Raw genomic sequence first — 24,935 nt, forward strand, 5'->3', positions numbered from 1 at the left:
TGATCTTTTTATGATGACTCTTTTTCTTCTTATTTGCTGCGCTACAGCACTACTAGGAGTAGGCATAGTCATTTTACTCATAGGCTCTTATCTCTTAGGTAGACCTCTATCTAAAGGATGTGGAAAATCGGACTGTTGCCATAAAAAAGCATGCGATAAACAAACTCGATCTGATTCTACAACTAAAGCGCCACCTTATGACGACGACACGCATCCCCCGCATTCTACCTAAAAACTCTTGGTTGAAGCATTTATTCGATAACTATATAGAAGGAGCACGTCTTTCCACAGAAGATGCCTTACGCTTACTTCTCCTCGAAGATGAAGACGATCAGCATGCTTTATGGGCATTTGCAAATATGGTACGTCAAAAATACGTCGGAGATGTCGTTTACTACTCCTCAACGTTTTATTTATATCCTACCAATTTCTGTGAATTCAATTGTACTTTCTGTGCTTTTTATGCAAAACCAGGGGATCCTAAAGGTTGGTTTTATACACCAAATCAGTTAATAGAAAAGATCCGCGCCCTAGATGTTCCCATTACAGAAACACATATCGTTGCTGGATGTTTCCCAGATTGTAATCTAGACTATTATACTGAGCTATTCAGTAAGATTAAGGAAAATTTCCCTCATATCCATATCAAAGCATTAACAGGTATCGAATATGCTTATCTCGCCAATCTGCACAATATTCCTGTTATAGAAGTATTGAAAATCCTAAAGAATGCTGGATTAGATTCTATTCCTGGAGGAGGATTTGATATCCTTGTCGATGAAATACGGCAAATACTAGCTCCAGGACGTTTATCTTCTCAAGATTTCTTAGAAATTCATAAAGAAGCGCACAATCTCGGCATACCTAGTAACAGTACTATGCTATGTTACCATAGAGAACGTCCTGAAGATATCGTCACACATATGAATAAATTACGAAATCTTCAAGACGATACTTTAGGATTTAAGAACTTTGTATTGTTAAAGTTTGCAACAGAAAACAATCCTCTAGGGAAAAGATTACGTAAATTAGGTAGTTCCCATAATATCATGCCAGCATCTATCATTGCTGTAGCAAGATTATTTTTAGATAATTTTAGAAATATAAAAGCCTTGTGGAATTATCTAGGAATCGAGCAAGCTCTACATTTGTTATCCTGTGGAGCCAACGATTTCTCGTCCACACATATCGGAGAAAAGGTTTTTCAAATGGCCTCTTCGAATCAAAATATAAAAATGGATATTGAGGGAATGGCAAGCCTCATCAAAAAACAAGGACGCATACCATGTCTGACAAACTCGAGAGACGTATAACTTTAGGTTGTGTAAGCTATATCAACGCTTTTCCTTTTTCTTTAGAACTTGCCAAACATGAGGATATCCTTCTTCATACAGCACCTCCAGCAGATCTACTTGGGAAACTCCTTGACGGTAGTTTACAATTTGCTCTTACCTCTGCAGTAGGATTGCTAACCCATCCCTTAGGAAAGCTTCCAGGATTTGGCATAGCTGCTTATAAGAAAATTCTTAGTGTAAATCTCTATGCTGCATCGACATTTTTTACCTCAGAAAAACTCCGTATTGCAGCAACAAAAGAAAGCCGCTCTTCAGTAATGTTACTGAATGTTCTTTGTCGTCATTTATGGAATACCCCTCTCCCAGAGATTATTCAGCTCTCTTCCGAGGAAGTGATCGAGAAAGCTGAAGAATATGATGGCTTATTATTAATTGGCGATAAAGCTCTACACCATCCTTACATCGCAGGATTTGCAACTTATGATCTTGCTCAAGGGTGGTATGAACTTACCCAGTTACCTTTTGTTTTTGCTGTTGTCCTGTCCAATAATCCTCAGGGAAGGGATGTTATACAAGCAGCATTAGAAAGCTCATTGAGCTATTTTGAATCTCACCCAGAAACAGCTATAGCAAAAGCTATAGAACGCACCCAGTTGCCAAAAACTCTTATTAAAGAGTATTACTCTCTCTGTCGTTATCGTCTAAGAGAAGAAGACTATGAAGGCTTAGAAAGATTCCGAGAATATCATGCAACCATCTATCAACAAGCCTAATCTTCAGGAGATGTTTGATTCTTTGGCACCTAAATATGATAGGATCAATTCTATCCTATCTTTAGGAATGCATCATTTATGGAATCGTAAGTTTTCAAAAATGTTAGGAAAGTCAGAACGTATTTTAGATCTTTGTTCAGGTACGGGGAAAGTTGCCTATAGATATATTCGGGATTATCCAGGATCAAAAGCAACACTAGTAGATTTCTCGTCGAATATGCTCTTGAAAGCAAAACAACGTTACCCTAACGCTCCTTTCACCTTTATAGAAGGAGATATTATCCAATTGCCTATCAATCAAGAATCACAGCCGTTAGCAGCAATGGCCTATGGATTACGAAACCTTCCTGATTCTAAAAATGCTCTTCATGAAATCTATCGTATTTTAAAACAAGACGGATCCCTAGGAATTTTAGAACTCACCTCACCTTCTAATAATCATCCCCTGTATCTAGCACATCGGTTATATTTAAAATCTTTGGTTCCCTGGCTAGGAAGATTATGTTCTAAAAATAAACAAGCTTATCAATACTTAGCTGAAAGCATTAAGAATCTTCCTAGTGACGATTACCTAGAGCAAATCTTCAAAAATGCCAAATTCCAAATAAACAAAAAAAGAAAACTTGCCTTTGGGGCAGCGACTATTTGGATATTACGAAAGATCTGAAGTCTATGAGGACTTCTTACGGCCACGTTTAGCAGGAGCCTTACTCTTAGGCGCAGGCTTCTCATCATCATCACTATCGTCATCATCTCCAAAGAAATCTCCCGTAGACAGTGAATCATAACCTAATTTTGCAGACAGCTCTTTCAACGAAGCGAATCTTTCTGAAAGATTAGCAAGGTTTAATTGATCTTCAACACGGCCTGATCCACGCAAATGCGCAAGGAACTCTTCTTCAGTATCAAATTTCTCAGAAAATGTGATTGAAGATGCTGAAGTAATTTCTGGAAGGAAAAGAAAACGTCGAGCAACTGCGGGTACCTTAGTATAAATATCACTGGATATCGTAGTCTCAGATTCTACTTTTGCTGATTGCTTCGGAGGGCGTCCTCGTTTAGGACGAGGATTTAGTGCTTCGTTAGAATAATAAACTTTAGCCTTATTCACGAGCAACTGACGTGCTTGTGATAACTCTTTTGATACTTTGGTATCGAAAAGATGAATTTTAAATTGTTCTAAAATATGCTTCGTAAAGTCTAGATCTTCCTCAAAGACAAAATGAAACTTATTATTACGCAACCACTCAATAATACGTATACGAGAACGTTCTACATAAAATTGTTGCCATTTCTCTAATTCAGATTCATGATCGTAAATAAATTCTAAAAACTGTTCCCGAGCATTTTTAGATTGTAAAATTTCAAGAAACTTTTCTTTCGTATCAATATCATAAATTTTTTCATTGATAAACGTCTCCATGATTTTCTTAACTTCATAGAACGTTAACTTAGGAATTAGACAATAACGTTCCGCGTTTACCTCTAATTCTTCATAGATCTTATCCAAGTCTTCTTGATCTTTATCTAAATCAATATAGAGGATAAACCCCTCAACACGATCTAAATAAAAATCTCTCTCATCGTCAGACTTAGAGAAGGCATCCATAAGACGCAGGGCACGTAATAAAAGAGGATTTTGTGGTACAGGATACGTAGTCATAAATCAAGATTATAGAAGAATTGGAGTTAGAGGGCAAGAGATCTATCCTTAAGAAATAAATTCACAATATAGAATCACAGATAGATATTCCTCCTCTCAACTATTTTTGAAGCCTTTTCTATTCAGATTCAATATAAAAATTTGAAAACTCTAATGAAAGACTTCTTTATTTACAGGACCTTCAAGATACACTCGATCGCCATCTAAAAAAATTTTAATTAAAATATCACTCCATGTCCGAATACGCATTTGAGTATTTGATAAATTGTAGCGCCTAGATGCAACAAGAGCTGCTGCTGTAACTCCGGTTCCACAAGCCAAACATTCTCTTTCTAATCCACGTTCATAAGTACGTATTCGAAACTCTTTAGAATTTATTCCTTCAACGAAATTTACATTAGTCCCTTGAGGCAAAAAATCCTCATGGTAACGTAGAAAACTTCCCCAAAGATCTATAGGAACACAAGATACATTATCGACAAAAACGACAAGATGAGGAACTCCCGTGTTTATACTAAAAATTTTTTTAGGAATCTGTGAAATAGTATACGAGAGACTATGACAATGATATTTCCAATCTGGAAGAGTCATATCTACAACAACACGATCCCAAGAATAAAATTTTCCAAAATAGATTCCTGAATCGGTTTCTACAGAAATTTCTTCTTTTCTCAATACTGAAGAAAGATGGGCTATAGCACAACGAAGACCGTTCCCACACATCTTAGGTCGAGAACCATCATCATTAAAAATAATTAGCTTAGCATCAGCAACTGACGAAGGAAGAATAAGTAAAAATCCATCTACTTGTTCCTCCTTACATAAAACGGAGATTGTCGCAATCTCAGGACAGGTCTCACTAAGAATAAAGCGATTTCCTGCCCCAGAGTATAAGTAAGGCTTATAAATCGCTGAACGAGAAAAGGATGCCATCTAATAAACCAAAATCCTTGGCTTCATCTGCTGTCATCCACATGTCCCTATCAATAGCTTTTTCAATGACTTCTCGAGGTTGCCCTGTGGCTTCTAAATACACATCCACGATGCGTTTTTTCGTTTTTAAGATCTCACGGGCATGAATATCTAAATCCGTAGCTTGTCCTGTAATTGGACCTCCTATGGATGGCTGATGAATCATAATACGCGAATGAGGAGTTGCAAAACGACGACCAGGAGCAGCGCATAAACTTAATACCGACCCCATAGAAGCAGCTAATCCTGTAACTACAGTAGTTACTGGAGAGGTCATCATTTTTATCTGATCCCAAACTGCAAACCCTGCATCTACGGATCCTCCAGGACTATTAATTACGAATACTATAGGCTGACCAGGATTGGTAAGTTCTAAATACCAAAGCTTTTTAATAGCATCTGCTGCGCTCTTATCTGTTACAGGTTCTGAAAAGAATACCCGACGGGCATCTAAGATTTTTTTATCTATAACATCTCGTAACTTATTAACTACTTCCCCATCAGGCATAGAACAACATATCTCCTAACTAAACTAAAGTTTCCAGATCAATTTCAGGATAAAGCGGGAACCGCGATAATAAGTCTGCGACTCGTGCTCTTGCTTCTTGAGCAATGTTTTCTGGAAGCTCTCCTTCACTTTTACTAAAACTATCATCAGCATTACGTCTCAAAGTAATATTTCGCAATACTTTCACAATAATATTCGCAACTTCTTCCATTTCATCGCTGCTCATACCAAGAGTTGTTAAAGCAGGTGTTCCCAAACGTATTCCTGAAGTATCCCATTTGCCTACAGCATCCGATGGTATAGTGTTGCGATTTACTGCAATACCTACGGAACTTAAGATATCCTCAGCTATGCGTCCGGAAATACCTAGAGAAGTCAGATCAATAATCAACATATGATTATCTGTACCACCTGTAAGTAAACGTAATCCCTGCTTTTGGAAATGTTCTGCTAAAGTTCTAGCATTGTCCACAACCTGATGAGCATACTTTTTAAAATCCACAGTAAGGGCTTCTTTTAATGCTACAGCCTTCGCAGCAATAACGTGAGGTAAAGGCCCTCCCATCATTAACGGACAAGCTCTATTAATTACCCCATCATATTCCTTAGAGGCTAAAACCAAACCTCCACGGGGCCCGCGCAAAGTTTTATGAGTTGTCGTGGTTACAATATCAGCAAAAGGAATAGGATTTTCTTCTTCAACAAAAACGCCGCCAGCAACAAGACCTGCAAAATGCGCCATATCCACCCATAAAACAGCTCCACAATCATCAGCGATTTGTTTTAGAGTAGAAAAATTTAACCTACGAGAATAGGAAGAATAGCCAGCAATTAATACTGTAGGCTTATGTATCCGCACCAAACGTGCAATCTCAGCATAATCAAAAAGCTCTGTCTTTTTATTAACTTCATAAGGCAAGCAGCGCATTAATTTCGACATCACGTTTAGACGTACGGTTCCATGCGTTAAATGGCCTCCCGAGTTCAATGAAGGACCTAGGCATACATGAGAACCTATCTCAGCTTTTAACTCAGCATACTCCTTATCAGTAAGATCATTGATCGTTTTATAACCTAAACGTTTAACAGCAGGAGCTTGGATTTTCTGAGTGATAATCGCCATTATTGCTAACAAATTTGCATCTGCTCCGGAATGTGGTTGTACAAAAGCACTTTCTGCACCAAAAAGTTCTTTAGCTGTTTCAACACATTCCCACTCAATAGCATCAACATTCTCACAACAAGAATAAAATCGCTTAAATGGGCTCCCCTCACAATATTTATCCGTAAGCAGGTTCCCCATAGCGAGCTGAACCGAAATAGATGCATAATTTTCAGAAGCAATCATCTTTAAACGAGAACGTTGACTCTTTAGTTCATCAATGATGCTCTTCCCAATGGAAGGAAAGGAATGCAAAAGATGGTCTAATGCAGCTAAATATGCGGTAGAAGCCAGATCCTGACCTTTCTTCCCCGAAGCATTTTCTAAAAATTTATGCAACAATGATGCCATTGCCGAACCTCTATTAATAACTATCTACAAACGAAAAACTAAATATAAAGCGAAGCTCTCCGCACTTAACCCAAGAAAGCCTAAGAATTACTGCCATTTTTCCCTTGGAGAAAAAGCTAAGATCTAGAAAAAGACATCCTAGCTCCCACATCGAAAAATGTCAATCCGCTCATCATGCAATCCATGCACCATTAAAAACGAGCATCTTAGATGGTACATTACTATAGTCTCTACTACGACTATTATGAAGATCAAAACTGTTTTCTAGATGCGAAACAATCCTGCGCTATCTAAACTGCATATTTAGATTCATTTCTAGAATAAGATACTTTCATGACCATATATCTAGGATTAAATCAACAAACGGCAAAAAAATATTGTGCTCATTTTGTTCCTATCCTGAAGATCGTTCCGTTTGCAAGAAGTCTACCCCAATTACGCCTTGCTTTTCGCTACCTAGAGAAAACCTCTCACATTTTACTTACCAGTCCCTCTTCAACATCTCTATTTATCTCTAGAATGAGCAGGAAAGTATCTAAAAGAACTTTAGAAAATAAACATTATCTTTGTTTAGGGAAAATCACAGCACATCGTCTTGTAAGACTTCTTCCAAAAGCACCGTATTCTCTAGCTACTATTGAAACAGGAGAGGGAGTCCTCCCTATGATTTCCTCGTTACCCGAGGATGCCCGTATTCTCTACCCTCACTCCGCTCTATCTCGATCTGTTATCAAAGATTTTTTAAAAAAAGAAAGTAGGTATTTTTTTGCTTATCCTCACTACAGGATTCAAGAACTCCGGTTAAAATCAAAAATATTTGATCAATGTAATCGAGTAATTCTAACCAGTCCTTCAGGAGTTAGAGCTTATGCAAAACTTTTCCCTATTCTCCCAAATAGAATACATCTTTGCCAAGGTCCTATCACATTAAAAGAATTTCAAAAAATTTATAGTCATCCTGGAGAACTTCTTCAAGAGGAGAGCTCCGTGGAAAGCTAATGACAAAAAACAGTTTCTACGAGTAAAATTATCTCGCTCCTAAGCTTTTACTCTACAGTATTCTGTATGTCAATTTCAGCAACACCAGCACAAAATCAAGAGCCCCTAAATCTATTCTCCAAGGGAAGTGAGGCCAGAGGCAAACTAATTCATTTTATCGTACACTGTATAATTCAAGCGCTAGTTTTAACAACGCTCACAGCAGGAATCATGGCCCTGGGCTGTTGTATGCACCCCATGTTTTTCATATTTCTTATTGCCATCATCCCTGTTTATATATCCCTTAGAAATTTAGCTGCTGATAAACTTCGCGATCTATACATCGCATTCAAAGTGTATCCCTCTGAGGATAAGATCTATGACATCGTTTTCTTCTAAAGTTAAGAAATTATAAAGAATAAAATCACTAGTCATTGCCATTTAGTTTTAATAAAATTAATTAACAAAAACTAAATATTATTACTTTTTATGCCTAGTATTAACCCGGGTGATTCCCATAACCAAATCGGAAATCGCAACGCGCCGAATTTGACTCCCGCACTCTCTTCCAGAGAGATCTCCACTCAGAAACACAATAAGATACTGAAGATAGCCTCTCTATCTATTCTTGGCGCATTAGCTGTTGGAACCACAATAGCTGGTATTACTCTGGCCGTTGTTTTAGGATCTCCAGTATTTGCTGCTTTAGCCATCGCCTCGGTGTTATTCGCTGGAGTAGCTATACTTGTCCACAAACAGCTAACACAGAAAGCTGATGGAGACTGGGCGCAAGCATTAGATCAAGACTTTAGAGCTCTCCCCTCCCAGACCGCAGATGCGAACTTTGTCACCACACCAGGAACCCGCCTATCCTTCTACCAAAATAAGAAAAATCCTGGGATTAAACTTGGAATCCAAGAAGATACCACTACAGGCTTCTCTATTAAATTCTCCGCTCTTCCTAGATCAAACACTGTGAGAATGGTGACAAGCCAAAGCGGAATAACATTCAATGCAGTAACTCCGGGTCCACAAACAGTTATTACGGCAAATTCAAATCAATCCCGAGCTCTGTTTAGAGAATTAACCTCACTTGGGCAACATTCAAATTGGGGCGCGTCTCAATATCAGGGACAAACCTCTATTAAAATACCATTTGCCCCAACAGAAGCACGCTCTACAGAATTAAATATAAAAGACAACTCGTCCATTCCGCTTTCAGAAAAAGAAAGATATCCAGAATTCATAGGACACATTCGTGGTCCTAAACTTGAAGAATTCTCAGGAAGTGATCAAGAAGTAATGAATGGTTACTATAATCGCGCGCTTTTTGCCTACGAGAACTGTTTAAATGAGGCTATTGAAAAAGGCTGTTCCATAGTTTCTCTCCCTCTATTCTCCTCTGTTTATGAAGTGAATGGAAGAGACCTTTTACCAAGGAGAAATCAAAACTATGAGTGGCTATTAGGTTGCAATGATCTATGTAAAAAAGCGTTAGTTGAAGCTATTAATAACATAGCACTTGCCAATCCGAATTCTTTAAAATTACTTGTTCTTTTACAAGATCCGTTTGCATCCCTTCCCTAGAGAAATACAAAAAGGAGAGTTTTCAATTAGAAATCTCTCCTCTACCATTCAAATAAAAAATTCCCAAAAAAGAACCTTTTATTTTTTTCCTCCCACCATTAACCTACTCTTAGATTCATAAGGATAATAACCCTGTGAATTACGTATTTAGGAAAGAGAACTAAAGAGAAGCTGGGAGCGTTTTAAAGCGGCGGACTGCCTTATACGGCAAAGGAACAAGTTCAAATCATCTTTTAAACTCGCTCTTGGGTTGAACTGGTAAAAATTAATTCACATACTAGTTGGGTGGTTAAACTTTTGCCTTTTCTTAAGTCATTGTCTCTTAGGAATTTCTTTTATTGAAAAAAACGTTCTTTACTTCTTGCTAAAAAAGCAGTAAACTTGCTTTCTTCTTCAGATGTATTCATTCCTAAATCTCATGATTTCGTATCCGTATTTAGGAACCACTAAGCCAAGCAAGGAATAGTTTTCATGCATGAAGCCCTCCAGAGCATTTTAGCCATTCAAGAGCTCGATATTAAAATGATTCGCTTGATGCGAGTCAAGAAAGAGCATCAAAAAGAGCTCGCTAAAGTCCAATCTCTTAAATCTGACATTCGTCGTAAAGTTCAGGAAAAAGAATTGGAGATGGAAAACTTAAAGAATCAGATTAAAGAAGGTGAGAATCGGATTCAAGAGATTTCTGATCAAATTAACAAATTAGAAAGTCAACAAGCAGCTGTGAAGAAGATGGATGAGTTTAATGCGCTCACTCAAGAAATGACCGCAGCAAACAAAGAGCGTCGTGCACTAGAACATCAACTTAGTGATCTTATGGATAAGCAAGCAGGAAGTGAAGACCTGATTGTTTCCCTAAAAGAAAGTCTAACATCTACAGAAAATAGCAGCTTCGCTATTGAAAAAGAAATCTGTGAAAGTATTAAGAATATTAATCAAGAAGGCAGAGCTTTATTACAGCAACGTAGTGAATTAAAAGAAGCTACGGATCCTGAAATGTTTCTTATTTACGAACGTTTATTAAACAATAAAAAAGATCGCGTTGTTGTTCCCATAGAAAATCGTGTTTGTAGTGGATGTCACATAGTTTTAACTCCCCAGCATGAGAATTTAGTCCGCAAAAAAGATCGACTGATTTTCTGTGAACATTGTTCTAGAATTTTATATTGGCGAGAACCTGACACTCTCGCTGCTGATAGCTCTACAGCAAAACGTCGTCGAAGACGCGCCGCTGTATAACAAGTTCATCGGAAGAGAAAGGCAACCGCTTTTTATATCTCTAATAAGGTATATTGAGAGGAAAGTCTGGACTTCATAAGAAGAGATACTGGAGAAACTCCAGGGGCCGTAAGGCTACGGAAAGTGCAACAGAAAACATTCCGCTATAAAAGGGTCTTTTATAGACAGGCTGAAAATTCCTACTTTAAGAGTAGGAGCTGTTAAGGTGACTTAATAGACATGCAAACCCTATCTGAAGCAAGAGAAAAAGTTTTTGTTTCTGCATAGTGAGGAAGTTTCTTCCTCATAGACTTTTTCATAATCGCTTGAGGGGTATAGTAATATATCCCCTAGATGAATGGTTGCCCTCAAGATGGTCTTTTCCATCTTGTAGACAGAATCCGGCTTACTCTCTCTTCCGATATTTTTTTAATTCTTTAGATAAGTCCTGCTTTTGCCAGCGTATGCATCTGAAGCAATCCCACAACATAGCGTTGATCTTTAGCATCTACAACAGGTAGGATAGTTACAGGACTTCCTGTTTCCATCATTTGCAAACCAAGAAGAACATCAGCATCCTCATTGATTACTCTAGGATTTGGAGTCATAACATCTTTAAGCTTCTGCAATAAGATATCCCCTCCATGACGAGATAACGATCTACGTAAATCTCCATCCGTGAATATTCCCAGCATTTCGAATTTTTCATTCACTATGCAAACACAACCACAACCATAAGAAGAAAAAATATCTAAGGAATCTGCGATTGTATTTTCTGGAGAACAAAAAGGAACTTCTGTCTTTGGGAACATATAATCTCGGATTTTCCCAACAACCTTCAAACCAATTTGCCCACCAGGATGATTCTTCCCATAATCCGCTAGAGATATCCCCCGACTACGCAGTAGTGTAATAGCAAGAAGATCTCCAAATAATAACTGGCATGTTGTTGATATCGTGGGAACAAGATTAAAAGGATCTAATTCTTCTATCATGGGTAAGATAATCACATGATCACAAAGAATTGCTAAACTGGAATAAGCAGCAGACGTAATACCTACAGTAAATACACCTCGTTCCTTTAAATAGGGAATCCATTCTAAAAGCTCCCGAGTTTCCCCACTTTTAGAAAAAAGACAAACAATATCTCCAGAGCGAATAATACCAAGATCCCCATGAAGAAGATCTCCTGAAGAAAGAAAAAAAGCACGTTCTCCGAAGGACTGTAAAGTAGCAGCTATCTTCCTTGCAATGCAACCACTTTTCCCCACACCAGAAAAGAATATAGAACCTTGGTGATTCAGTATTTTCTCAGCTAGCAACCAAGTTCCCTCACATTGGAAAGTAGAAAAAAAGCGTTCTAAAGATTCCTTTTGCTTAGCAACAATATCTTGGCATAAATCAATAGCTGTTGTGGGAGAACCCATCCCTTTAATCCTTGGAAAAAATCGTAGTGTGTTAGCTCATCGTAACAGACTCTAACCGATTTTTCAATGAGGTTAAAAATTCACTACCATAAATGCCATCAAGCACCCTATGGTCAAACGTTAAGGTTACGTATACCATTCTTCGGATAGCTAAAGAATCGTCATCGCGAACAACAACACGTTTTTGTATTGTCCCTATTCCTAAAATAGCCACTTCAGGATAACGAATTATAGGCATGCCGATTAAAGCTCCAGTCATACCAAAATTAGTAACTGTGACACTGCCATCTTGAGTTTCTGAAGGATCAAGCTTATTAGCGCGAGATCGTGTCGATAAATCAGCAAGAGTCTTTGCAATACTTACTAAACCGCGGTCTTGACAATTACGAATAACCGGAACGACAACACCCTCTTTATTCAGATTAACAGCAACTCCTACATTTATCGATTTCTTCACAACAATTGTATCCCCGTCTAAAGATCCGTTTAATAACGGGAACTGCTCCAAAGCTTTTGCTAAACATTGGATGATAAAACTTGTTATTGTTAACTTTACACCGTGTGTTGCAAAGAATCGATCTTTCTCTTCGGAAATTAAATTCATCAGATCTGTGACATCAATATCTACAATAAGAGAAGCATGAGGCACCTCATCTGAAGATTTAGATAATGAAGACGCTATGGCCCTACGCAATGGAGACATCGGAATGCGATTTTCATTCGCATTTGTTATTTTTGAATACGAAGGCTCACGCATTTCAGAAATGTAGCTTTCTAAGTCTTTACGGGTCACTCTCCCTTCATTTCCTGTTCCGGAAATTTGCTGGAGCTGCTGGATGCTGATACCTTCACGATGCGCTAAACTAAGAACCGCTGGAGAAAACCATGCTGTAGTATTTCCCGAATCTTGAGAGCAAGAAATCTCAGAACAGGGCTCTTGTAAAACTACCTCTTCTTGAATATCTGATTCCGTATCAATTATAGCTAAAATTTCTCCAGAGGCAACTTCATCGCCTTCATTTACAAGACAACGAATTAACTTTCCTGCTTTAGGAGATGCTAATTCAGTGGCTATCTTATCTGTAGATATCTCAATTATAGGTTCGTCTTTTGCAACATACTCGCCTACTTGCTTAAGCCAACGAACTACAAACCCTCCGGAACCAGTCTCTCCTATTTTCGGAAATCGAAATTCAAACATGCGTAAACTCCCCTACACCGTCTCTCTACTTTCGTCTTCTAAAGCTACCTTGTCTTTTATCGGTGTCGATAGCTCACCTTCTCCAGAAGCCACATAAACAGCTACTACAGCATCTCCAAGGATATTCATAGGAGTTCCTATGATGTCTCGCAATCTATCAATTCCTGCTAAAACAGCGATTCCTTGAATAGGCAAGCCTACAGAGGCTAATACAGACCCTAAAGTGATCATTCCTCCTCCAGGAACACCCGCACTGCCTACAGCAGAGAAAGTTGCTGCAATAACAATCAGTAGCAAACTACTGAAAGGTAAAGGACAGTTATAGGCCTGAGCAATAAACACAGCAGCCATACCTTGAAATATAGCAGTGCCATTCATATTGACAGTAGCACCTAGAGGCAAAACAAAACCAGAAACTTCCGAGGAAACTCCAAGATTTTTAGATACGCAACGCATTGTTACAGGTAATGTTGCCGAACTACTCGAGGTGGATATCGCGCAGGATATCGCATCCATCATCGCAGAAAGAAATTTAGAGAAGGACATCTTACAGCCCATGCGGATAATACCGCCAAAAACAATCACAGCATGAAATAGACATGCGAGGTAGTAAGCTAAGATAAACTTCCCTAACTGCCAAAGAATGACTAAACCATGACTACCAGAAATCCACGCCATACTTGCTCCCACACCATAAGGTGCAAAAGCCATGATCATATTAATCATGCGTAACATGATCTCAGAAAAACCTTCTATGAACTTCGCAACGGGTCGTCCCTGTTCTCCAGAAAGACGCATAGCTATTCCTAAGAAAATAGCGAAGACTATGATTTGTAAAATATTTCCCTCAACGAAAGATCGAACTGGGTTTGAAGGAAAAATTTGAGAAATCAAAGATAAGAAATAGGCAGTATTTTTTTCAGGAGCAACTATAGTTGTTTCGATAACATTTTGTGATAAGTCACAACCCTCTCCGGGGCTAAAAAATTGGGCGAAGCATAAACCTATAACAATGGCTACGCATGTAGTACCTAAATATAGGCCTACACTTTTCATTCCTATCCGGCCTAATTTCTTCATATCACTGATAGAAGCAATACCTAGAACCATGGAACAAAATACCAGAGGGTAGACAACCATGCTTAATAGATTTAGAAAAATGTCTCCTATTGGTTTAAAAAAGATCGCCTTGTCTTCTAAAATTAAACCTAGGGTAACCCCGACAAATAATCCTATAAAGATTTTCATCCATAGTTTCATTAGTTACCTCTTACTATTATGTATTTGATCTATTCTATCCAATAAGGAAGCTGTAGAGCCTTCGTGATCTGAAAAATCAAAATGCATTTGTACCTTACCAATCGGAAGAATCCCTTGCTCATGAATTAAGTTTCCGAGCTTTACGCTATCCTTTTCTGTGCACAATATCCCCTGCCCTTGACGCATAGCTATTTTTGAGCTGAAGTAGTGCAATTCTTTCTTTGTTATTCCCGCGTGGTCAGGCAATAAATATGTTCCTAGTATTTTCACTCCGGCATGTTTCAACATATCAAGAAATCCCTGCGGGAATCCTAGACCACAGAAAACGCCGGCGGCTAGTCCAGAAAGACCGTCCAAAGGAAGTTTCTCCTCACTTGACTCCCAAAACACCTGAGAGATGCGAGGTTCAACAAAAATTTTTAGCGATGGACACCAGGTATTTAAAAGTTTTTGATTCTCTAAGCAACAAGAACCATTAACTATTATAAAATCGGCCTCCTTTAATCTATTAGGAGAATCTCGAAGGCGCCCCCGGGGAAAAAATTTTTCTCCCCCTAGGGGATCTTGACCGTTAACTACGACAATTTCCACGTCCTTGTGTAGTTTATTGTTCTGGAAACCATCGTCCAAAATCAAAATATCAAAATTCCTAGCGGCATCTTTAGCTGAAACTCTCCGATCTTTATGCACAAAAACAGAACCCTCTGGGAGTTTACCCGCCATAAGCAAGGGTTCATCTCCTACATAAGCAGCGTTATGCGTCTTAGGATCGACTATGATGAGCTTTCTCTGACGACTACATTTTCCTTTATATCCGCGAGAAAGAACGGCACAAGAATATCCTCGTGCTTTCAGATTTTCAGCCAACCACAATACTGTGGGCGTCTTACCTGAACCCCCGAGAACAATGTTTCCCACACTGATTACAGTAGAAGACGCGCGGTAGGGTGCTGAACAAAATAGCTTTCGACGAAAGCCTGCAGTGCGGGCAAATATCCAAGATAGGATTTTCCCAAAACACCCCCAACCCAAGATTTTCCCGTAGCTAATTGCTACGGTTAAGCGACGATAAAAAATAAAAAAGGGCGAAGGAAAGCGTGTTTTCATCGAACTTCATTATAACTCACTGATCAATCCATTCAGAAAATTATGATTGTTTAAAACCACAATCTTCGCCGCATCTTGGAAACGTTAAGCATCTCATAAAAAACATTAAAAATCAAGTTTACACAAGAAAATTAAAAAAAACTTATATAACAACTAATAGAATCTATTTTTTAATTAATTCACGTCACAGTGATAAATAATACGAATTATTTTTTGATCTCATAGAAAATGTTTTTCGGGAATTTTTCGTCAAACTAGGATAGCCAGCGTTGTCGAATTACTTCATAAGCAACAGCAGATACGGCTGTGGACAAATTTAAAGAATCCACTTGTCCAAGCATAGGAAGAGAAATTTTTGAAAAATTTCCTTTAAACCAAGAAGAAGTTAGACCATCCTTTTCCGAACCAAAAACTAGAGCTAATGGCTGATTATAATTTTCACAAAAGTACATTGAACTTGCCCTAGGAGAAGTCACAAAAACATGCCATTTTTCCTCTTCAATAGTTTGTAATACCTCATCCAAGGTGGCGGACCAGATAGGAAGAGTAAATACTGTTCCTAGTGAAGAACGGATAAGATTAGGGTTATAAAGGTCAATTATAGGATCACATAAAATCACTCCGTCAGCACCCACTCCATCAGCTATCCTAAGTAGAGCTCCAACATTACCAGGTTTTTCAACCTGTTCTATGATTAAATAAAAAGGTAGGGGATTTTTTTTCTGACTTAAAAACTCTTCTCGAGACCACCAACGTTTTTTCATCACAGCAATAAAATTATCGTGATGCTCTTTATAAGAAAGTTTTGAAAGAGTTTCCTCCAAACAATAGATCTTTTCCAGGGGGGTTTTTTGAATTCGATTTAAAAAAGATTGCTCTTTTTCCGAAATATTAGTTCCACAGAAAATCCGCTCGCATTCATATCCTGAGGTCAGAGCCTTTTGAATTTCTCGAAATCCTTCCAAAATAAAGAGAGAGCCCTTGCGAGAGCGACTTTGTTTTAATGCTATTGCCTCTTTCACTTTAGGGTTATTTTTCCCTACGAACTCCATTTAGCAAATACTCCAGAAGGTAAAGCTTGATTTCCATCACCACAAAAACTTTCTCCAGAAGACCAATACTGTTTATCTAAAGATAAAGCTCTAGTAGCTAAACTATATAAAAAAGCAGGTGTATGACCTGGTGTATGCGAGGTAATCAAAATATAAGAAGAAGAATCGGAAAGTAATTTAGAACATAAAAGCAATAACGGAAAGAAATCCCTGTCTATTTTAAAGACCTCGCCATCAGGTCCTCGGCCGTAAGTAGGCGGGTCTAATAAAATCACCTCGTATTTCTTCCCTCTCCGTATTTCTTTTTGCAGAAAAGAAAATACATCTTCAATAACCCAAAAGATCTTTTTCTCAGACAAGGCGTTATTCTCAACATTCTTTTGTGCCCATTTTACCGCAGATTTCGAAGCATCAACGTGACATACTTTTGCTCCACACTTTGCAGCAAAGATTGACGTAGAACCTGTGTAAGCAAATAAATTTAACACACGACATTCAAAATGTTTTTCTATGCTTTGTTTCAATTCGGGCCAAAAACCGCTATGTTCAGGAAACATACCTATGTGACCGAAAGGAGTGAGTTTTAATGTACAGTCAACGTTATTCAGAATGATTCGCCATTCTTGAGGAACAGAAGATCTGCAATGCCATTGCCCATCTTCACCCGATCTTTGATATTCAGCATGCGCCTTTTTCCATAGAGATGGCGAACTCTTAGGCCAGATTGCCGTGCAAGAGGGTCGGATAAGAGTTATTGGTCCAAAGCTTTCTAACTTCTTCCCATCACCACTATCCAGTAATTTGTAATCCATACTATTTATTTTATTTCGGAGGATATAAACGCCTTAAGGTATCCACTTGTGTTTTTGTTGCCATATCAGGCTCAATATTTACTTTCGCCCCCACCCGTTTATATCCTAAAGTCGTTCGAGATAATGTCTCGGGAATTAATCCTATTGAAAATACATCTTTGTCTATAGTAACAACTGTCAGGCTAATTCCATCTACCGAAACAAATCCCTTCTCAAAAAGATATATAGATAAGGAACTAGGGACACGAAAATAATACCGATTTTTCTCTATACATACAATCTCTCCGACACCACAAACATGACCAGAGACCATATGTCCTCCGATTGCATCAGAGGCTCTTAAAGAGCGTTCAATATTTACACGATCGCCTACAACTCTCTCTCCTATTGTAGTACAAGCAAGAGTTTCAGGAATAATATCAAAAAACATTTTACCTTCTTCTTCAAGTTTAACTACAGTAAGACAAACGCCATCAATAGCAACACTACAACCAATTTCCAACTCGGAAATACATTTCGAAGACCCTCTTACACCTATAGTTAAACCTTCATCTCTCGGCTGAATACTAAATATCTCGCCCAGCTCCTGAACTATTCCAGAAAACATTCTTAATTCCTAAGCAACTAGCATTTACAATAAAACATCCTTGCGGTAAGATAGTATCCTTTCGCAAAAAGAGCGAAAAGTTATCACGCTATCTGCATCTGTCGCAAGCCCTATTTTTATAGATTGGGAAAAAAAATTTGCAACTTATAGTCGCATAGATTTATCCTACGTTAAAATTATTATTTTCTTAGACTACCTTAACCTTAGGAGGTAGCTCCCATGCAGTGTCCTTTTTGCAATCATGGGGAATTAAAAGTTATAGATTCGAGAAATGCGCCAGAAGCAAATGCAATTAAACGCCGACGAGAATGCTTAAATTGTGGTCAAAGGTTCACAACTTTTGAAACCGTTGAGCTAACTCTGCAGGTATTGAAACGCGATGGTCGTTACGAGAATTTCCAAGAATCTAAACTAATTAACGGATTAAATGCCGCCTCTAGTCACACACGTATAGGTCAAGATCAAGTGCATGCAATAGCCTCTAACGTAAAATCTGAACTATTGGGTAAACAAAATAGGGAAATCTCTACCAAAGAAATTGGCGAACTAGTAATGAAATATCTAAAAAAGGCAGACATGATTGCCTACATTAGATTTGCCTGCGTCTATAGAAGATTTAAAGATGTTGGCGAATTAATGGAGGTTTTGCTATCTGCAACTCCGGATATGGAAAAATAGTTATTATTTTAAGGTTAAGGAGAGGAAACTATGCCGTTGTCTGAGGACGAAATAGCCAATTTTAAACAAAGACTTCTAGAAATGAAATATAAATTATCTCATACCCTAGAAGGGAATGCTCAAGAAGTCAAAAAACCTAACGAAGCTACTGGATATTCTCAACATCAAGCTGATCAGGGTACCGATACTTTTGATAGAACTATCAGTTTAGAGGTGACGACTAAAGAATACGAATTATTAAGACAAATTAATCGAGCTCTGGAAAAAATCGAGGAGTCTTCTTACGGGATCTGTGATGTAAGCGGAGAAGAAATCCCTCTAGCTCGTTTAATGGCGATTCCTTATGCTACAATGACGGTCAAAGCTCAATCACAATTCGAGAAAGGCTTACTTTATGGAAACTAACCCCAATGTCTAGTCGCTCCCGATCTACCTTCCTTACTATTTCATTTTTCGTCCTTATTGATTGGGTCACTAAACTAGCTGTTTTGCTGTATCGAGGAAATCTGCCTGAAGCTAGCCCCATACTATACCAATGTAGTTGGGGTAAGCTATTTTTCTGCATTTGTCCCACCTTTAATGAAGGCGCGGCCTTCGGATTATTTTCAAAATATAAATATTTCTTATTCGTTATACGTATAGCAATTATTTTAGGTATTCTTGCCTTTCTTTTTCTAAGAAAGAAAAGAACCTCCCCTTCAATCCGCTTCTCCCTGATTCTCCTTTGTTCCGGAGCTATTGGCAACGTTGGAGACATCCTATTTTACAGGCATGTAGTGGATTTTATTTCTATCGGTTACAAACGTTGGTCCTTTCCAACATTTAATTTTGCCGATATTTTTATCTCTTTAGGAACTTTAATCTTCGTATATAAGCTTTATTTTCCTACTAAACAAAAGATGAAATAGGGATAATAGTTTCCCCATCGTCTTGATGAACAACTGTTTAAATATTTTAATTATTAAAAAAAGTTTTTACCATGAACACAGTCTTGTCTTTACTAGCAGCCTTCGATGACTTCTTCTGGTCATACGTGGCTTTTCTCATGATTATTTTTCTGGGGCTAAGCTTTTCATGGAAATCTGGTTTTTCTCAATTCACCAAGTTTCCTCAATTCTGCAGGCTTTTCTACCAGTATTCGCAGGAGTCTTCCAATAAAAAGGGGAAGGACAGCGAAAGAGGTGTTCATCCATTGAAGGTATTTTTTGCTTCAGCAAGCGGAAATATCGGTATTGGTAATGTTGTAGGCATTGTTACTGCTGCGTGCATTGGTGGTCCCGGAGCCCTATTCTGGGTTTGGATCGCAGGAATTTTTGGTTCTATTGTGAAATACTCCGAAGTGTACTTAGGGATTAAATTCCGCAAAGTAGATAATGATGGTGTTTATCAAGGCGGGCCGATGTACTTCCTAGATAAAGCTTATGGAACCAAACTCATACCTATTATTGTAGCTGTACTACTTTGTATCTACGGCGTGGAAATTTATCAGTTTTCTGTTATTGCCGACACGATTTCTCATTGCTGGAGCATTCCAAAATTGTTCACCATTTTTGGCTTGCTATTTTTAATTCTCTACGCAGTTCAAGGAGGATTACAACGTATTGGAAAAATCTGTGCTTTCGTGCTTCCATTTTTCCTTACCGTGTATTGCGCACTATCTCTATACATACTTGTAAAAGAGTTCCACCAACTTCCTTCCCTATTTTCTGCTGTATTCTCATCAGCATTTACAGGACACGGAGCTATTGGCGGATTTGCCGGCTGTACTTTAGCAACTACAATTCACCAAGGTATCTCTAGAGCGGCTTATTCTGGAGATATTGGTATTGGCTTTGACTCTATTATTCAAAGTGAAAGTTCTGCAAAACGTCCAGAAACACAAGCTCAGTTAAGTATCATAGGACTCGCTATAGATAATCTTATCTGTACTCTAAGCTTACTTATGGTGCTTGCATCAGGATCATGGTCTCTAGGCCTTGACAACGCTTCTCAAGCTGTTGAACATGCTCTAGCAACGTACTTCCCTCTTGTGAAGATCTTACTCCCCACATTCTTCTTTGTGACAGGTTATACAACAATTATTTCGTATTTCCTCGTAGGAAAAAAATGTGCAAAGTTTCTTTACGGAAACGCTGGATCAAAGATCTATACTCTATACGGAGCTGCTATATTACCAGCATTTTGCTTCTTATCGCAAAATACAGCTCTATTGATAATGTCTGTATCCGGAGCTCTTCTCCTATGCTTTAACCTGTTCGGGGTCTTCCTAATGAGAAAAGAGGTGGAATTCCCAACATCCGATAAAGCGATTGAGCTTCACTCATCAGCAGAATAGGAATTTCAAGGGGTTCATTTCCTTTTGAATCCCATCTTATTTATTATCAAGCACATATCCCCAACATCTGTTGGGGATTTTCTTTTCTACGCTTCTAACTTACTTATTAAAAAGTATTTTCTTTAATTTTTTTTAAAATAAACCGAAAATAAGAAGTGAAATTAATTAATAAAAATAAAAATTGTTTTATTCACTTTATATGAATACTTACCTCACGGGAGCAATAATTGTCTGTTGTGTCTTGCTATCAACGTGCATGGTAACAATGTTCGTTTTGACTATTAGCTTATTACACAGGCTCAATAAGATAGTTAAAAATGTCAGTAAAATTACGACAATTTTAAATTTTGAAGCTAAGATCCTAGCTCCTTTATTATTAGGGAAAAAGCTAATTTTCGGTTGGTTGCGCAAACGTAATAAGCGTTTACCTAAAGATATTGAAGATTTCCTCTGTGAGGAAAGTAAGAGCAGTTGGATCGGAAAAATCTGTCGAGGAGCGAAGTGGACTGCTGCAGCTCTACTCGTTTGGTGTGTATTTCGCAAAAAAGATTAATCTGTCGTAGGGGGAAAAAGAAGGTATGTTTAGAAATCACAAGCCCAATAAAAAAACTTGCAAACGTTGGCGTTGGCTCAGAGGTGTACTATTCGGAGGATTTATAGCTACATTGCTTACTTGTTTATTCACTCCAAAAAGTGGTGTGCAGTTGAGGAAAAAACTTTCTAGAGTAAAAACCTCAGGAACGAAAAAAGGCAAAACTTTATTCAAACACTCTAAACAACACACGAAAGCTTTTGCTCAACAAACAAAAATGCTAGCGAAAAACATATCTAAAGAAATCAAAGATTTCACAAAAGCAATGATCGATGAAACTAAAGATTAATTTCGTCTAATTATTCCCTCTATGGCCTCTAAAGAGAAAGATATATATCGTCTTTAGAGGTATGCCTCAACATAGTTAAAGAAAAATAGAATAGACTTTAACTATTCCATTCTTATTAACATACGCTTAGATCAATTTTTTATTTCCATGTATTTATTTTATCTTTCTATGTAAGTTAGATCTCTTACTCTAGACCGTGAAACGACTAGGATTCTGAAACATGAAGCAGATGTTTTTTTGGAAATTCGTACTTCTTTCTTCACTAGTACCATTAGCCTACACTTCTCATTTATCAGGAACGGAGATTGTTCTCCCTTTATCGGGAATGCATACAGGTGAAGACCTTGAATTATTCACCATGTTAACTACATCCCCTCAAGGAACCAATTACACCTTACGAGGTGAGTTTACTCTTAAGGATTTTCTTGGTTACAGTATCCATAAATCGGGAGGAGCATTTCGCAATTTAGAAGGAAATCTTACATTTACAGGTAGCACTCCCCTAGCGACATTAAATTTCACTAATTTACAACTAGGTGGTCAGGGAGCGGGTGTATTTTCTAAATCTTTTCTTACTTTTGAAAATTTAAAAGCAGTCAATGTGGAAAACAATCAAAGCACTGGAGGAGTTCTTACCTCTAGACAGGATATGTTCTTCACTAGAAATACAAATCTACTTTTTCAAAATAATGTAAGCCGTGGCCCAGGAGGTGCGATTCTTCTTACAGGAGCGCAACCAAATCGCATGATATTTAGTGAGCAACGTGGCTTAATTTCTTTTATTAAGAATCGTGCAGAAGTTGTAAAAAATATTACGAATTCAGGTAATGGCGGGGCTATCAGTAGCGAAGTTGCTGGATCTTCTATCTTATTTGATGGGAATCAGGAAATTCTCTTCCAAGAAAATCATGCTAAATCTGGTGGTGGAATCTATAACGCCCAAGGAACTGTTGAGTTCACTAAGAATAAAAATACCATTACCTTCATAGAAAATAGAGCTTTAGAATCCGGAGGTGCTATTTATACGAATCTCTGTAGTATAAATAAGCAATCTGCTCCGATATCTTTCTGCAAAAATAGCGCTCGCAACCTGGGTGGTGCCGTCTATTCTCAACAGATAATTATTAAAAACAATGATGAGTCTATTTTCTTTAGTGAAAATCACGCAGAAGGTGGTGGAGCTATAGCCTCAACAAGCTGCAATCTTACAGCTTCCCAACCAATTATCTTCTCTGAAAATTCATCTGGAAATTTTGGAGGAGGCGCAATTTATTTAAGTGGGCCGCAGCCAAAACTACATTTGCATGCACAAAATGCAGATATTATATTTAGTGGAAACACCACAAAGATCTCTACCAAGCACTCTTCAATTACAAATAACAATGCGATTACAATCAAAGGTGCTCCCGAAGCTATCCGGCTCATTGCCAACGAAAATCAATCAATTATTTTCTATGATCCAATTCTTGCAACATCACAAAGTATAAATCCTGTGGATATTAACTCTGTTGATAATATTTTCCATTGTGGGTCTGTTATCTTTTCAGGAGAAAAACTTGCGATAGATCGCCAGGATAAAAGTAATAAAACTTCTATCTTTAACCAACCTGTATATCTAAATAACGGGACTCTTTCTATTACAAGCGGTGCCATTCTTGCCGTTCAAGAATTTAAGCAATTAGGTGGGATATTAAACCTTAGCCCAGGATCTATGTTAACAAGCTACAACAGCTTAGGAAAAGATCTAATCATTTCTAATATTAGCTTCGGTTTAGATTCTACTAATTCTCATCTCCCCGCTGAAATACGCGCATTAGGAAATTCAGGGATCCGACTTTCGGGATCTCCTCAAATTCATGATCCCGATAATATCTTCTATGATAATCATGATCTAGCATCTCAGCCATACCAGATGGAAATCATTTTCAAGTCTGATAAAAATATCAATACTGATGGATTTATTCCTGAAGAGATTGCTGTGCAACAAAATGCCTATGGCTACCAAGGTGTATGGAAATTTAATTGGTCTGGTGAAAATTCCAAACGCCATAAAACATTAAAAGCTTTATGGATCCCTACGGGAACATTCATTTTGAACCCAGAGAAAGAGGGTTATCTAGTTCCATCTTCTACATGGACAACATTTACAGGTATGCGCTCTTCCAATGATGCTATCCTTGATAACTACTTAAATAACAATATGCTTATCCCTATTAAGCATATTTGTATTTTTGGTGGTATCGTCTCTAGTGTTATGGAACAAAATGCTGATAACTATAATAACTTTTCTACAACACAAACTGGTCATAATCTAGGAATTAAACTTCCTTTTTCACCAAATACTGTTGTGTGTGCCACATTCACACAGCTTCATGGATCTAGCTTTCAGGATAACATTCCAGGGAAAAGCCACTCGCATATGCTATTGGGAACAATAGCAGCTTTTAAGAACTGGCGTGCTTTATCTTTTAGATCTTCTGTAAGCTATGCTGAAGAATCTCATGTTATGAAACATCAGTTCTCAAAAAAGGACATTACCCGAGGCTCTTGGAAGAACCAAGGATTCCGAAGTAGTGTAGGCTTATCTTATGCCTATCCAAAGGGAATTCGTTGTCTTAAAATTACTCCATTTGTAGATCTTGAGTATACCATAATCAATCAAAATCCTTTCATAGAAACAGGATATGATCCTCGGTATTTCACCTCTTCACATTTGAGTAATCTTGCTCTTCCCACAGGAGTTTCTTTAGAAATGCGCTTCTTTGGAGCGAAATATTCTCTCTTTACGCAATTTAGCATGGCCTATATCAAAGACTTGCTCAGAGAAAATCCTGTAACAACTGCTTCATTAATCCTAAATCAACATTCTTGGAAAGTCTCAGGAGTCTTTATAGGACAAGAAGCTATGAACCTAAAGTTCCGCACTACCTTCAAATATAGATTAGCTACAGCTTATTTAGGAATTTCAACAATACAACGCGAAGGAAACAATCTCTCTGGAGATGCTTTTGGTGGTTTATCCCTAAGTTTCTAATTTTTCCTTGACTAGGAACTTTATTAATGATTATGGA

The 24,935-nt window shown here is 37.9% G+C and carries 26 protein-coding genes and 1 other RNA gene; 16 read left to right on the forward strand and 11 right to left on the reverse strand.

Annotated elements, in window-relative coordinates; all coding sequences use genetic code 11:
- Positions 1-10 precede the first annotated feature (10 nt).
- From O1W70_RS01720 to ubiE, 4 genes are read left to right on the forward strand one after another with little or no spacing between them, the layout of a single operon-like run.
- Entirely contained in the window at positions 11-232 is a 222-nt protein-coding gene (locus O1W70_RS01720; RefSeq protein ID WP_213240384.1) for a hypothetical protein, read from the forward strand.
- Complete coding sequence (locus O1W70_RS01725) at positions 198-1,313, forward strand: CofH family radical SAM protein (RefSeq protein WP_213240382.1); 1,116 nt, start codon at positions 198-200, stop codon at positions 1,311-1,313. The genes O1W70_RS01720 and O1W70_RS01725 overlap by 35 nt, the downstream gene beginning before the upstream one ends.
- Entirely contained in the window at positions 1,286-2,068 is a 783-nt protein-coding gene (locus O1W70_RS01730; RefSeq protein ID WP_213240380.1) for a menaquinone biosynthesis protein, read from the forward strand. Before O1W70_RS01725 ends, O1W70_RS01730 begins: the two co-directional genes overlap by 28 nt.
- Positions 2,043-2,735 (forward strand): bifunctional demethylmenaquinone methyltransferase/2-methoxy-6-polyprenyl-1,4-benzoquinol methylase UbiE, encoded by a 693-nt coding sequence (gene ubiE / locus O1W70_RS01735; RefSeq protein WP_213240378.1) that lies wholly within the window; start codon positions 2,043-2,045, stop codon positions 2,733-2,735. The genes O1W70_RS01730 and ubiE overlap by 26 nt, the downstream gene beginning before the upstream one ends.
- Positions 2,736-2,738: 3 nt before the next feature.
- Here ubiE and O1W70_RS01740 read toward each other — a convergent pair whose 3' ends face one another.
- The 4 genes from O1W70_RS01740 to O1W70_RS01755 all read right to left on the reverse strand — a co-directional run bounded on the left by O1W70_RS01740 (position 2,739) and on the right by O1W70_RS01755 (position 6,724).
- Entirely contained in the window at positions 2,739-3,731 is a 993-nt protein-coding gene (locus O1W70_RS01740; RefSeq protein WP_213240376.1) for a UPF0158 family protein, read from the reverse strand.
- 150 nt (positions 3,732-3,881) lie between these two features.
- The gene (dapF, locus tag O1W70_RS01745) at positions 3,882-4,664 is read right to left on the reverse strand and encodes a bifunctional diaminopimelate epimerase/glutamate racemase (protein ID WP_213240374.1); all 783 of its coding nucleotides are present in this window, start codon (positions 4,662-4,664) and stop codon (positions 3,882-3,884) included.
- Entirely contained in the window at positions 4,633-5,211 is a 579-nt protein-coding gene (locus tag O1W70_RS01750) for an ATP-dependent Clp protease proteolytic subunit (RefSeq protein WP_213240372.1), read from the reverse strand. The genes dapF and O1W70_RS01750 overlap by 32 nt, the downstream gene beginning before the upstream one ends.
- Before the next feature lie 19 nt (positions 5,212-5,230).
- Positions 5,231-6,724 (reverse strand): glycine hydroxymethyltransferase, encoded by a 1,494-nt coding sequence (locus tag O1W70_RS01755; RefSeq protein WP_213240370.1) that lies wholly within the window; start codon positions 6,722-6,724, stop codon positions 5,231-5,233.
- A 333-nt stretch (positions 6,725-7,057) separates the two neighbouring features.
- Here O1W70_RS01755 and O1W70_RS01760 point away from each other — a divergent pair, with 333 nt between their 5' ends.
- The 5 genes from O1W70_RS01760 to rnpB all read left to right on the forward strand — a co-directional run bounded on the left by O1W70_RS01760 (position 7,058) and on the right by rnpB (position 10,929).
- The gene (locus tag O1W70_RS01760) at positions 7,058-7,723 is read left to right on the forward strand and encodes a uroporphyrinogen-III synthase (RefSeq protein WP_213240368.1); all 666 of its coding nucleotides are present in this window, start codon (positions 7,058-7,060) and stop codon (positions 7,721-7,723) included.
- Positions 7,724-7,789: 66 nt separating this feature from the next.
- On the forward strand, positions 7,790-8,101 hold the full coding sequence (locus O1W70_RS01765) for a hypothetical protein (RefSeq protein ID WP_213240366.1): 312 nt from the start codon (positions 7,790-7,792) through the stop codon (positions 8,099-8,101).
- Between the two features lie 90 nt (positions 8,102-8,191).
- Complete coding sequence (locus O1W70_RS01770) at positions 8,192-9,289, forward strand: hypothetical protein (RefSeq protein ID WP_213240364.1); 1,098 nt, start codon at positions 8,192-8,194, stop codon at positions 9,287-9,289.
- A 471-nt stretch (positions 9,290-9,760) separates the two neighbouring features.
- Entirely contained in the window at positions 9,761-10,525 is a 765-nt protein-coding gene (gene cdsZ, locus O1W70_RS01775; RefSeq protein ID WP_213240362.1) for a zinc ribbon domain regulatory protein CdsZ, read from the forward strand.
- 9 nt (positions 10,526-10,534) lie between these two features.
- Positions 10,535-10,929: RNase P RNA component class A (gene rnpB / locus O1W70_RS01780), an RNA gene on the forward strand.
- A 12-nt stretch (positions 10,930-10,941) separates the two neighbouring features.
- Here rnpB and O1W70_RS01785 read toward each other — a convergent pair.
- The 7 genes from O1W70_RS01785 to O1W70_RS01815 all read right to left on the reverse strand — a co-directional run bounded on the left by O1W70_RS01785 (position 10,942) and on the right by O1W70_RS01815 (position 17,970).
- Positions 10,942-11,931, reverse strand: coding sequence for an SIS domain-containing protein (locus O1W70_RS01785; RefSeq protein ID WP_213240360.1), 990 nt, complete (start codon positions 11,929-11,931; stop codon positions 10,942-10,944).
- 31 nt (positions 11,932-11,962) lie between these two features.
- Positions 11,963-13,132 (reverse strand): dihydrolipoamide acetyltransferase family protein, encoded by a 1,170-nt coding sequence (locus O1W70_RS01790; RefSeq protein WP_213240358.1) that lies wholly within the window; start codon positions 13,130-13,132, stop codon positions 11,963-11,965.
- A gap of 12 nt (positions 13,133-13,144) precedes the next feature.
- Complete coding sequence (locus O1W70_RS01795; protein WP_213240356.1) at positions 13,145-14,392, reverse strand: dicarboxylate/amino acid:cation symporter; 1,248 nt, start codon at positions 14,390-14,392, stop codon at positions 13,145-13,147.
- Positions 14,393-14,395: 3 nt separating this feature from the next.
- Complete coding sequence (gene lpxK / locus O1W70_RS01800; protein ID WP_213240354.1) at positions 14,396-15,499, reverse strand: tetraacyldisaccharide 4'-kinase; 1,104 nt, start codon at positions 15,497-15,499, stop codon at positions 14,396-14,398.
- A gap of 254 nt (positions 15,500-15,753) precedes the next feature.
- A complete protein-coding gene (locus O1W70_RS01805) occupies positions 15,754-16,551 on the reverse strand; it encodes an RNA methyltransferase (RefSeq protein ID WP_213240352.1) in 798 nt (265 codons plus the stop codon).
- Positions 16,539-17,363, reverse strand: coding sequence for a class I SAM-dependent methyltransferase (locus O1W70_RS01810; RefSeq protein WP_213240350.1), 825 nt, complete (start codon positions 17,361-17,363; stop codon positions 16,539-16,541). Before O1W70_RS01810 ends, O1W70_RS01805 begins: the two co-directional genes overlap by 13 nt.
- 10 nt (positions 17,364-17,373) lie before the next feature.
- On the reverse strand, positions 17,374-17,970 hold the full coding sequence (locus tag O1W70_RS01815; protein ID WP_213240348.1) for a riboflavin synthase subunit alpha: 597 nt from the start codon (positions 17,968-17,970) through the stop codon (positions 17,374-17,376).
- A 219-nt stretch (positions 17,971-18,189) separates the two neighbouring features.
- Here O1W70_RS01815 and nrdR point away from each other — a divergent pair, with 219 nt between their 5' ends.
- From nrdR to O1W70_RS01850, 7 genes are all read left to right on the forward strand, one after another.
- Positions 18,190-18,648: a transcriptional regulator NrdR gene (gene nrdR, locus O1W70_RS01820; protein WP_006342890.1), complete on the forward strand. Its 459-nt coding sequence runs from the start codon at positions 18,190-18,192 to the stop codon at positions 18,646-18,648.
- 30 nt (positions 18,649-18,678) lie between these two features.
- Positions 18,679-19,053: a TraR/DksA family transcriptional regulator gene (locus O1W70_RS01825; RefSeq protein WP_006342889.1), complete on the forward strand. Its 375-nt coding sequence runs from the start codon at positions 18,679-18,681 to the stop codon at positions 19,051-19,053.
- A gap of 5 nt (positions 19,054-19,058) precedes the next feature.
- A complete protein-coding gene (gene lspA, locus O1W70_RS01830; RefSeq protein ID WP_213240346.1) occupies positions 19,059-19,556 on the forward strand; it encodes a signal peptidase II in 498 nt (165 codons plus the stop codon).
- 71 nt (positions 19,557-19,627) lie between these two features.
- Positions 19,628-20,983, forward strand: a complete 1,356-nt coding sequence (locus tag O1W70_RS01835; protein ID WP_213240345.1) for an amino acid carrier protein — start codon at positions 19,628-19,630, stop codon at positions 20,981-20,983.
- A gap of 199 nt (positions 20,984-21,182) precedes the next feature.
- Entirely contained in the window at positions 21,183-21,536 is a 354-nt protein-coding gene (locus O1W70_RS01840) for a hypothetical protein (protein ID WP_213240343.1), read from the forward strand.
- 25 nt (positions 21,537-21,561) lie between these two features.
- On the forward strand, positions 21,562-21,864 hold the full coding sequence (locus tag O1W70_RS01845) for a YtxH domain-containing protein (protein WP_213240341.1): 303 nt from the start codon (positions 21,562-21,564) through the stop codon (positions 21,862-21,864).
- 220 nt (positions 21,865-22,084) lie between these two features.
- Positions 22,085-24,898: a polymorphic outer membrane protein middle domain-containing protein gene (locus O1W70_RS01850; RefSeq protein ID WP_375797290.1), complete on the forward strand. Its 2,814-nt coding sequence runs from the start codon at positions 22,085-22,087 to the stop codon at positions 24,896-24,898.
- Positions 24,899-24,935 lie beyond the last annotated feature (37 nt).

It is taken from the genome of Chlamydia sp. 16-02, assembly GCF_042235055.1.
Classification (GTDB): Bacteria; Chlamydiota; Chlamydiia; order Chlamydiales; family Chlamydiaceae; genus Chlamydia.

Coding starts and splice junctions, on each gene's coding strand:
- O1W70_RS01720 (WP_213240384.1), top strand. CDS start 11: ATGATGACTCTTTTTCTTCTTATTTGCTGCGCTACAGCACTACTAGGA.
- O1W70_RS01725 (WP_213240382.1), top strand. CDS start 198: ATGACGACGACACGCATCCCCCGCATTCTACCTAAAAACTCTTGGTTG.
- O1W70_RS01730 (WP_213240380.1), top strand. CDS start 1,286: ATGTCTGACAAACTCGAGAGACGTATAACTTTAGGTTGTGTAAGCTAT.
- ubiE (WP_213240378.1), top strand. CDS start 2,043: ATGCAACCATCTATCAACAAGCCTAATCTTCAGGAGATGTTTGATTCT.
- O1W70_RS01740 (WP_213240376.1), bottom strand. CDS start 3,731: ATGACTACGTATCCTGTACCACAAAATCCTCTTTTATTACGTGCCCTG.
- dapF (WP_213240374.1), bottom strand. CDS start 4,664: ATGGCATCCTTTTCTCGTTCAGCGATTTATAAGCCTTACTTATACTCT.
- O1W70_RS01750 (WP_213240372.1), bottom strand. CDS start 5,211: ATGCCTGATGGGGAAGTAGTTAATAAGTTACGAGATGTTATAGATAAA.
- O1W70_RS01755 (WP_213240370.1), bottom strand. CDS start 6,724: ATGGCATCATTGTTGCATAAATTTTTAGAAAATGCTTCGGGGAAGAAA.
- O1W70_RS01760 (WP_213240368.1), top strand. CDS start 7,058: ATGACCATATATCTAGGATTAAATCAACAAACGGCAAAAAAATATTGT.
- O1W70_RS01765 (WP_213240366.1), top strand. CDS start 7,790: ATGTCAATTTCAGCAACACCAGCACAAAATCAAGAGCCCCTAAATCTA.
- O1W70_RS01770 (WP_213240364.1), top strand. CDS start 8,192: ATGCCTAGTATTAACCCGGGTGATTCCCATAACCAAATCGGAAATCGC.
- cdsZ (WP_213240362.1), top strand. CDS start 9,761: ATGCATGAAGCCCTCCAGAGCATTTTAGCCATTCAAGAGCTCGATATT.
- O1W70_RS01785 (WP_213240360.1), bottom strand. CDS start 11,931: ATGGGTTCTCCCACAACAGCTATTGATTTATGCCAAGATATTGTTGCT.
- O1W70_RS01790 (WP_213240358.1), bottom strand. CDS start 13,132: ATGTTTGAATTTCGATTTCCGAAAATAGGAGAGACTGGTTCCGGAGGG.
- O1W70_RS01795 (WP_213240356.1), bottom strand. CDS start 14,392: ATGAAACTATGGATGAAAATCTTTATAGGATTATTTGTCGGGGTTACC.
- lpxK (WP_213240354.1), bottom strand. CDS start 15,499: ATGAAAACACGCTTTCCTTCGCCCTTTTTTATTTTTTATCGTCGCTTA.
- O1W70_RS01805 (WP_213240352.1), bottom strand. CDS start 16,551: ATGGAGTTCGTAGGGAAAAATAACCCTAAAGTGAAAGAGGCAATAGCA.
- O1W70_RS01810 (WP_213240350.1), bottom strand. CDS start 17,363: ATGGATTACAAATTACTGGATAGTGGTGATGGGAAGAAGTTAGAAAGC.
- O1W70_RS01815 (WP_213240348.1), bottom strand. CDS start 17,970: ATGTTTTCTGGAATAGTTCAGGAGCTGGGCGAGATATTTAGTATTCAG.
- nrdR (WP_006342890.1), top strand. CDS start 18,190: ATGCAGTGTCCTTTTTGCAATCATGGGGAATTAAAAGTTATAGATTCG.
- O1W70_RS01825 (WP_006342889.1), top strand. CDS start 18,679: ATGCCGTTGTCTGAGGACGAAATAGCCAATTTTAAACAAAGACTTCTA.
- lspA (WP_213240346.1), top strand. CDS start 19,059: ATGTCTAGTCGCTCCCGATCTACCTTCCTTACTATTTCATTTTTCGTC.
- O1W70_RS01835 (WP_213240345.1), top strand. CDS start 19,628: ATGAACACAGTCTTGTCTTTACTAGCAGCCTTCGATGACTTCTTCTGG.
- O1W70_RS01840 (WP_213240343.1), top strand. CDS start 21,183: ATGAATACTTACCTCACGGGAGCAATAATTGTCTGTTGTGTCTTGCTA.
- O1W70_RS01845 (WP_213240341.1), top strand. CDS start 21,562: ATGTTTAGAAATCACAAGCCCAATAAAAAAACTTGCAAACGTTGGCGT.
- O1W70_RS01850 (WP_375797290.1), top strand. CDS start 22,085: ATGAAGCAGATGTTTTTTTGGAAATTCGTACTTCTTTCTTCACTAGTA.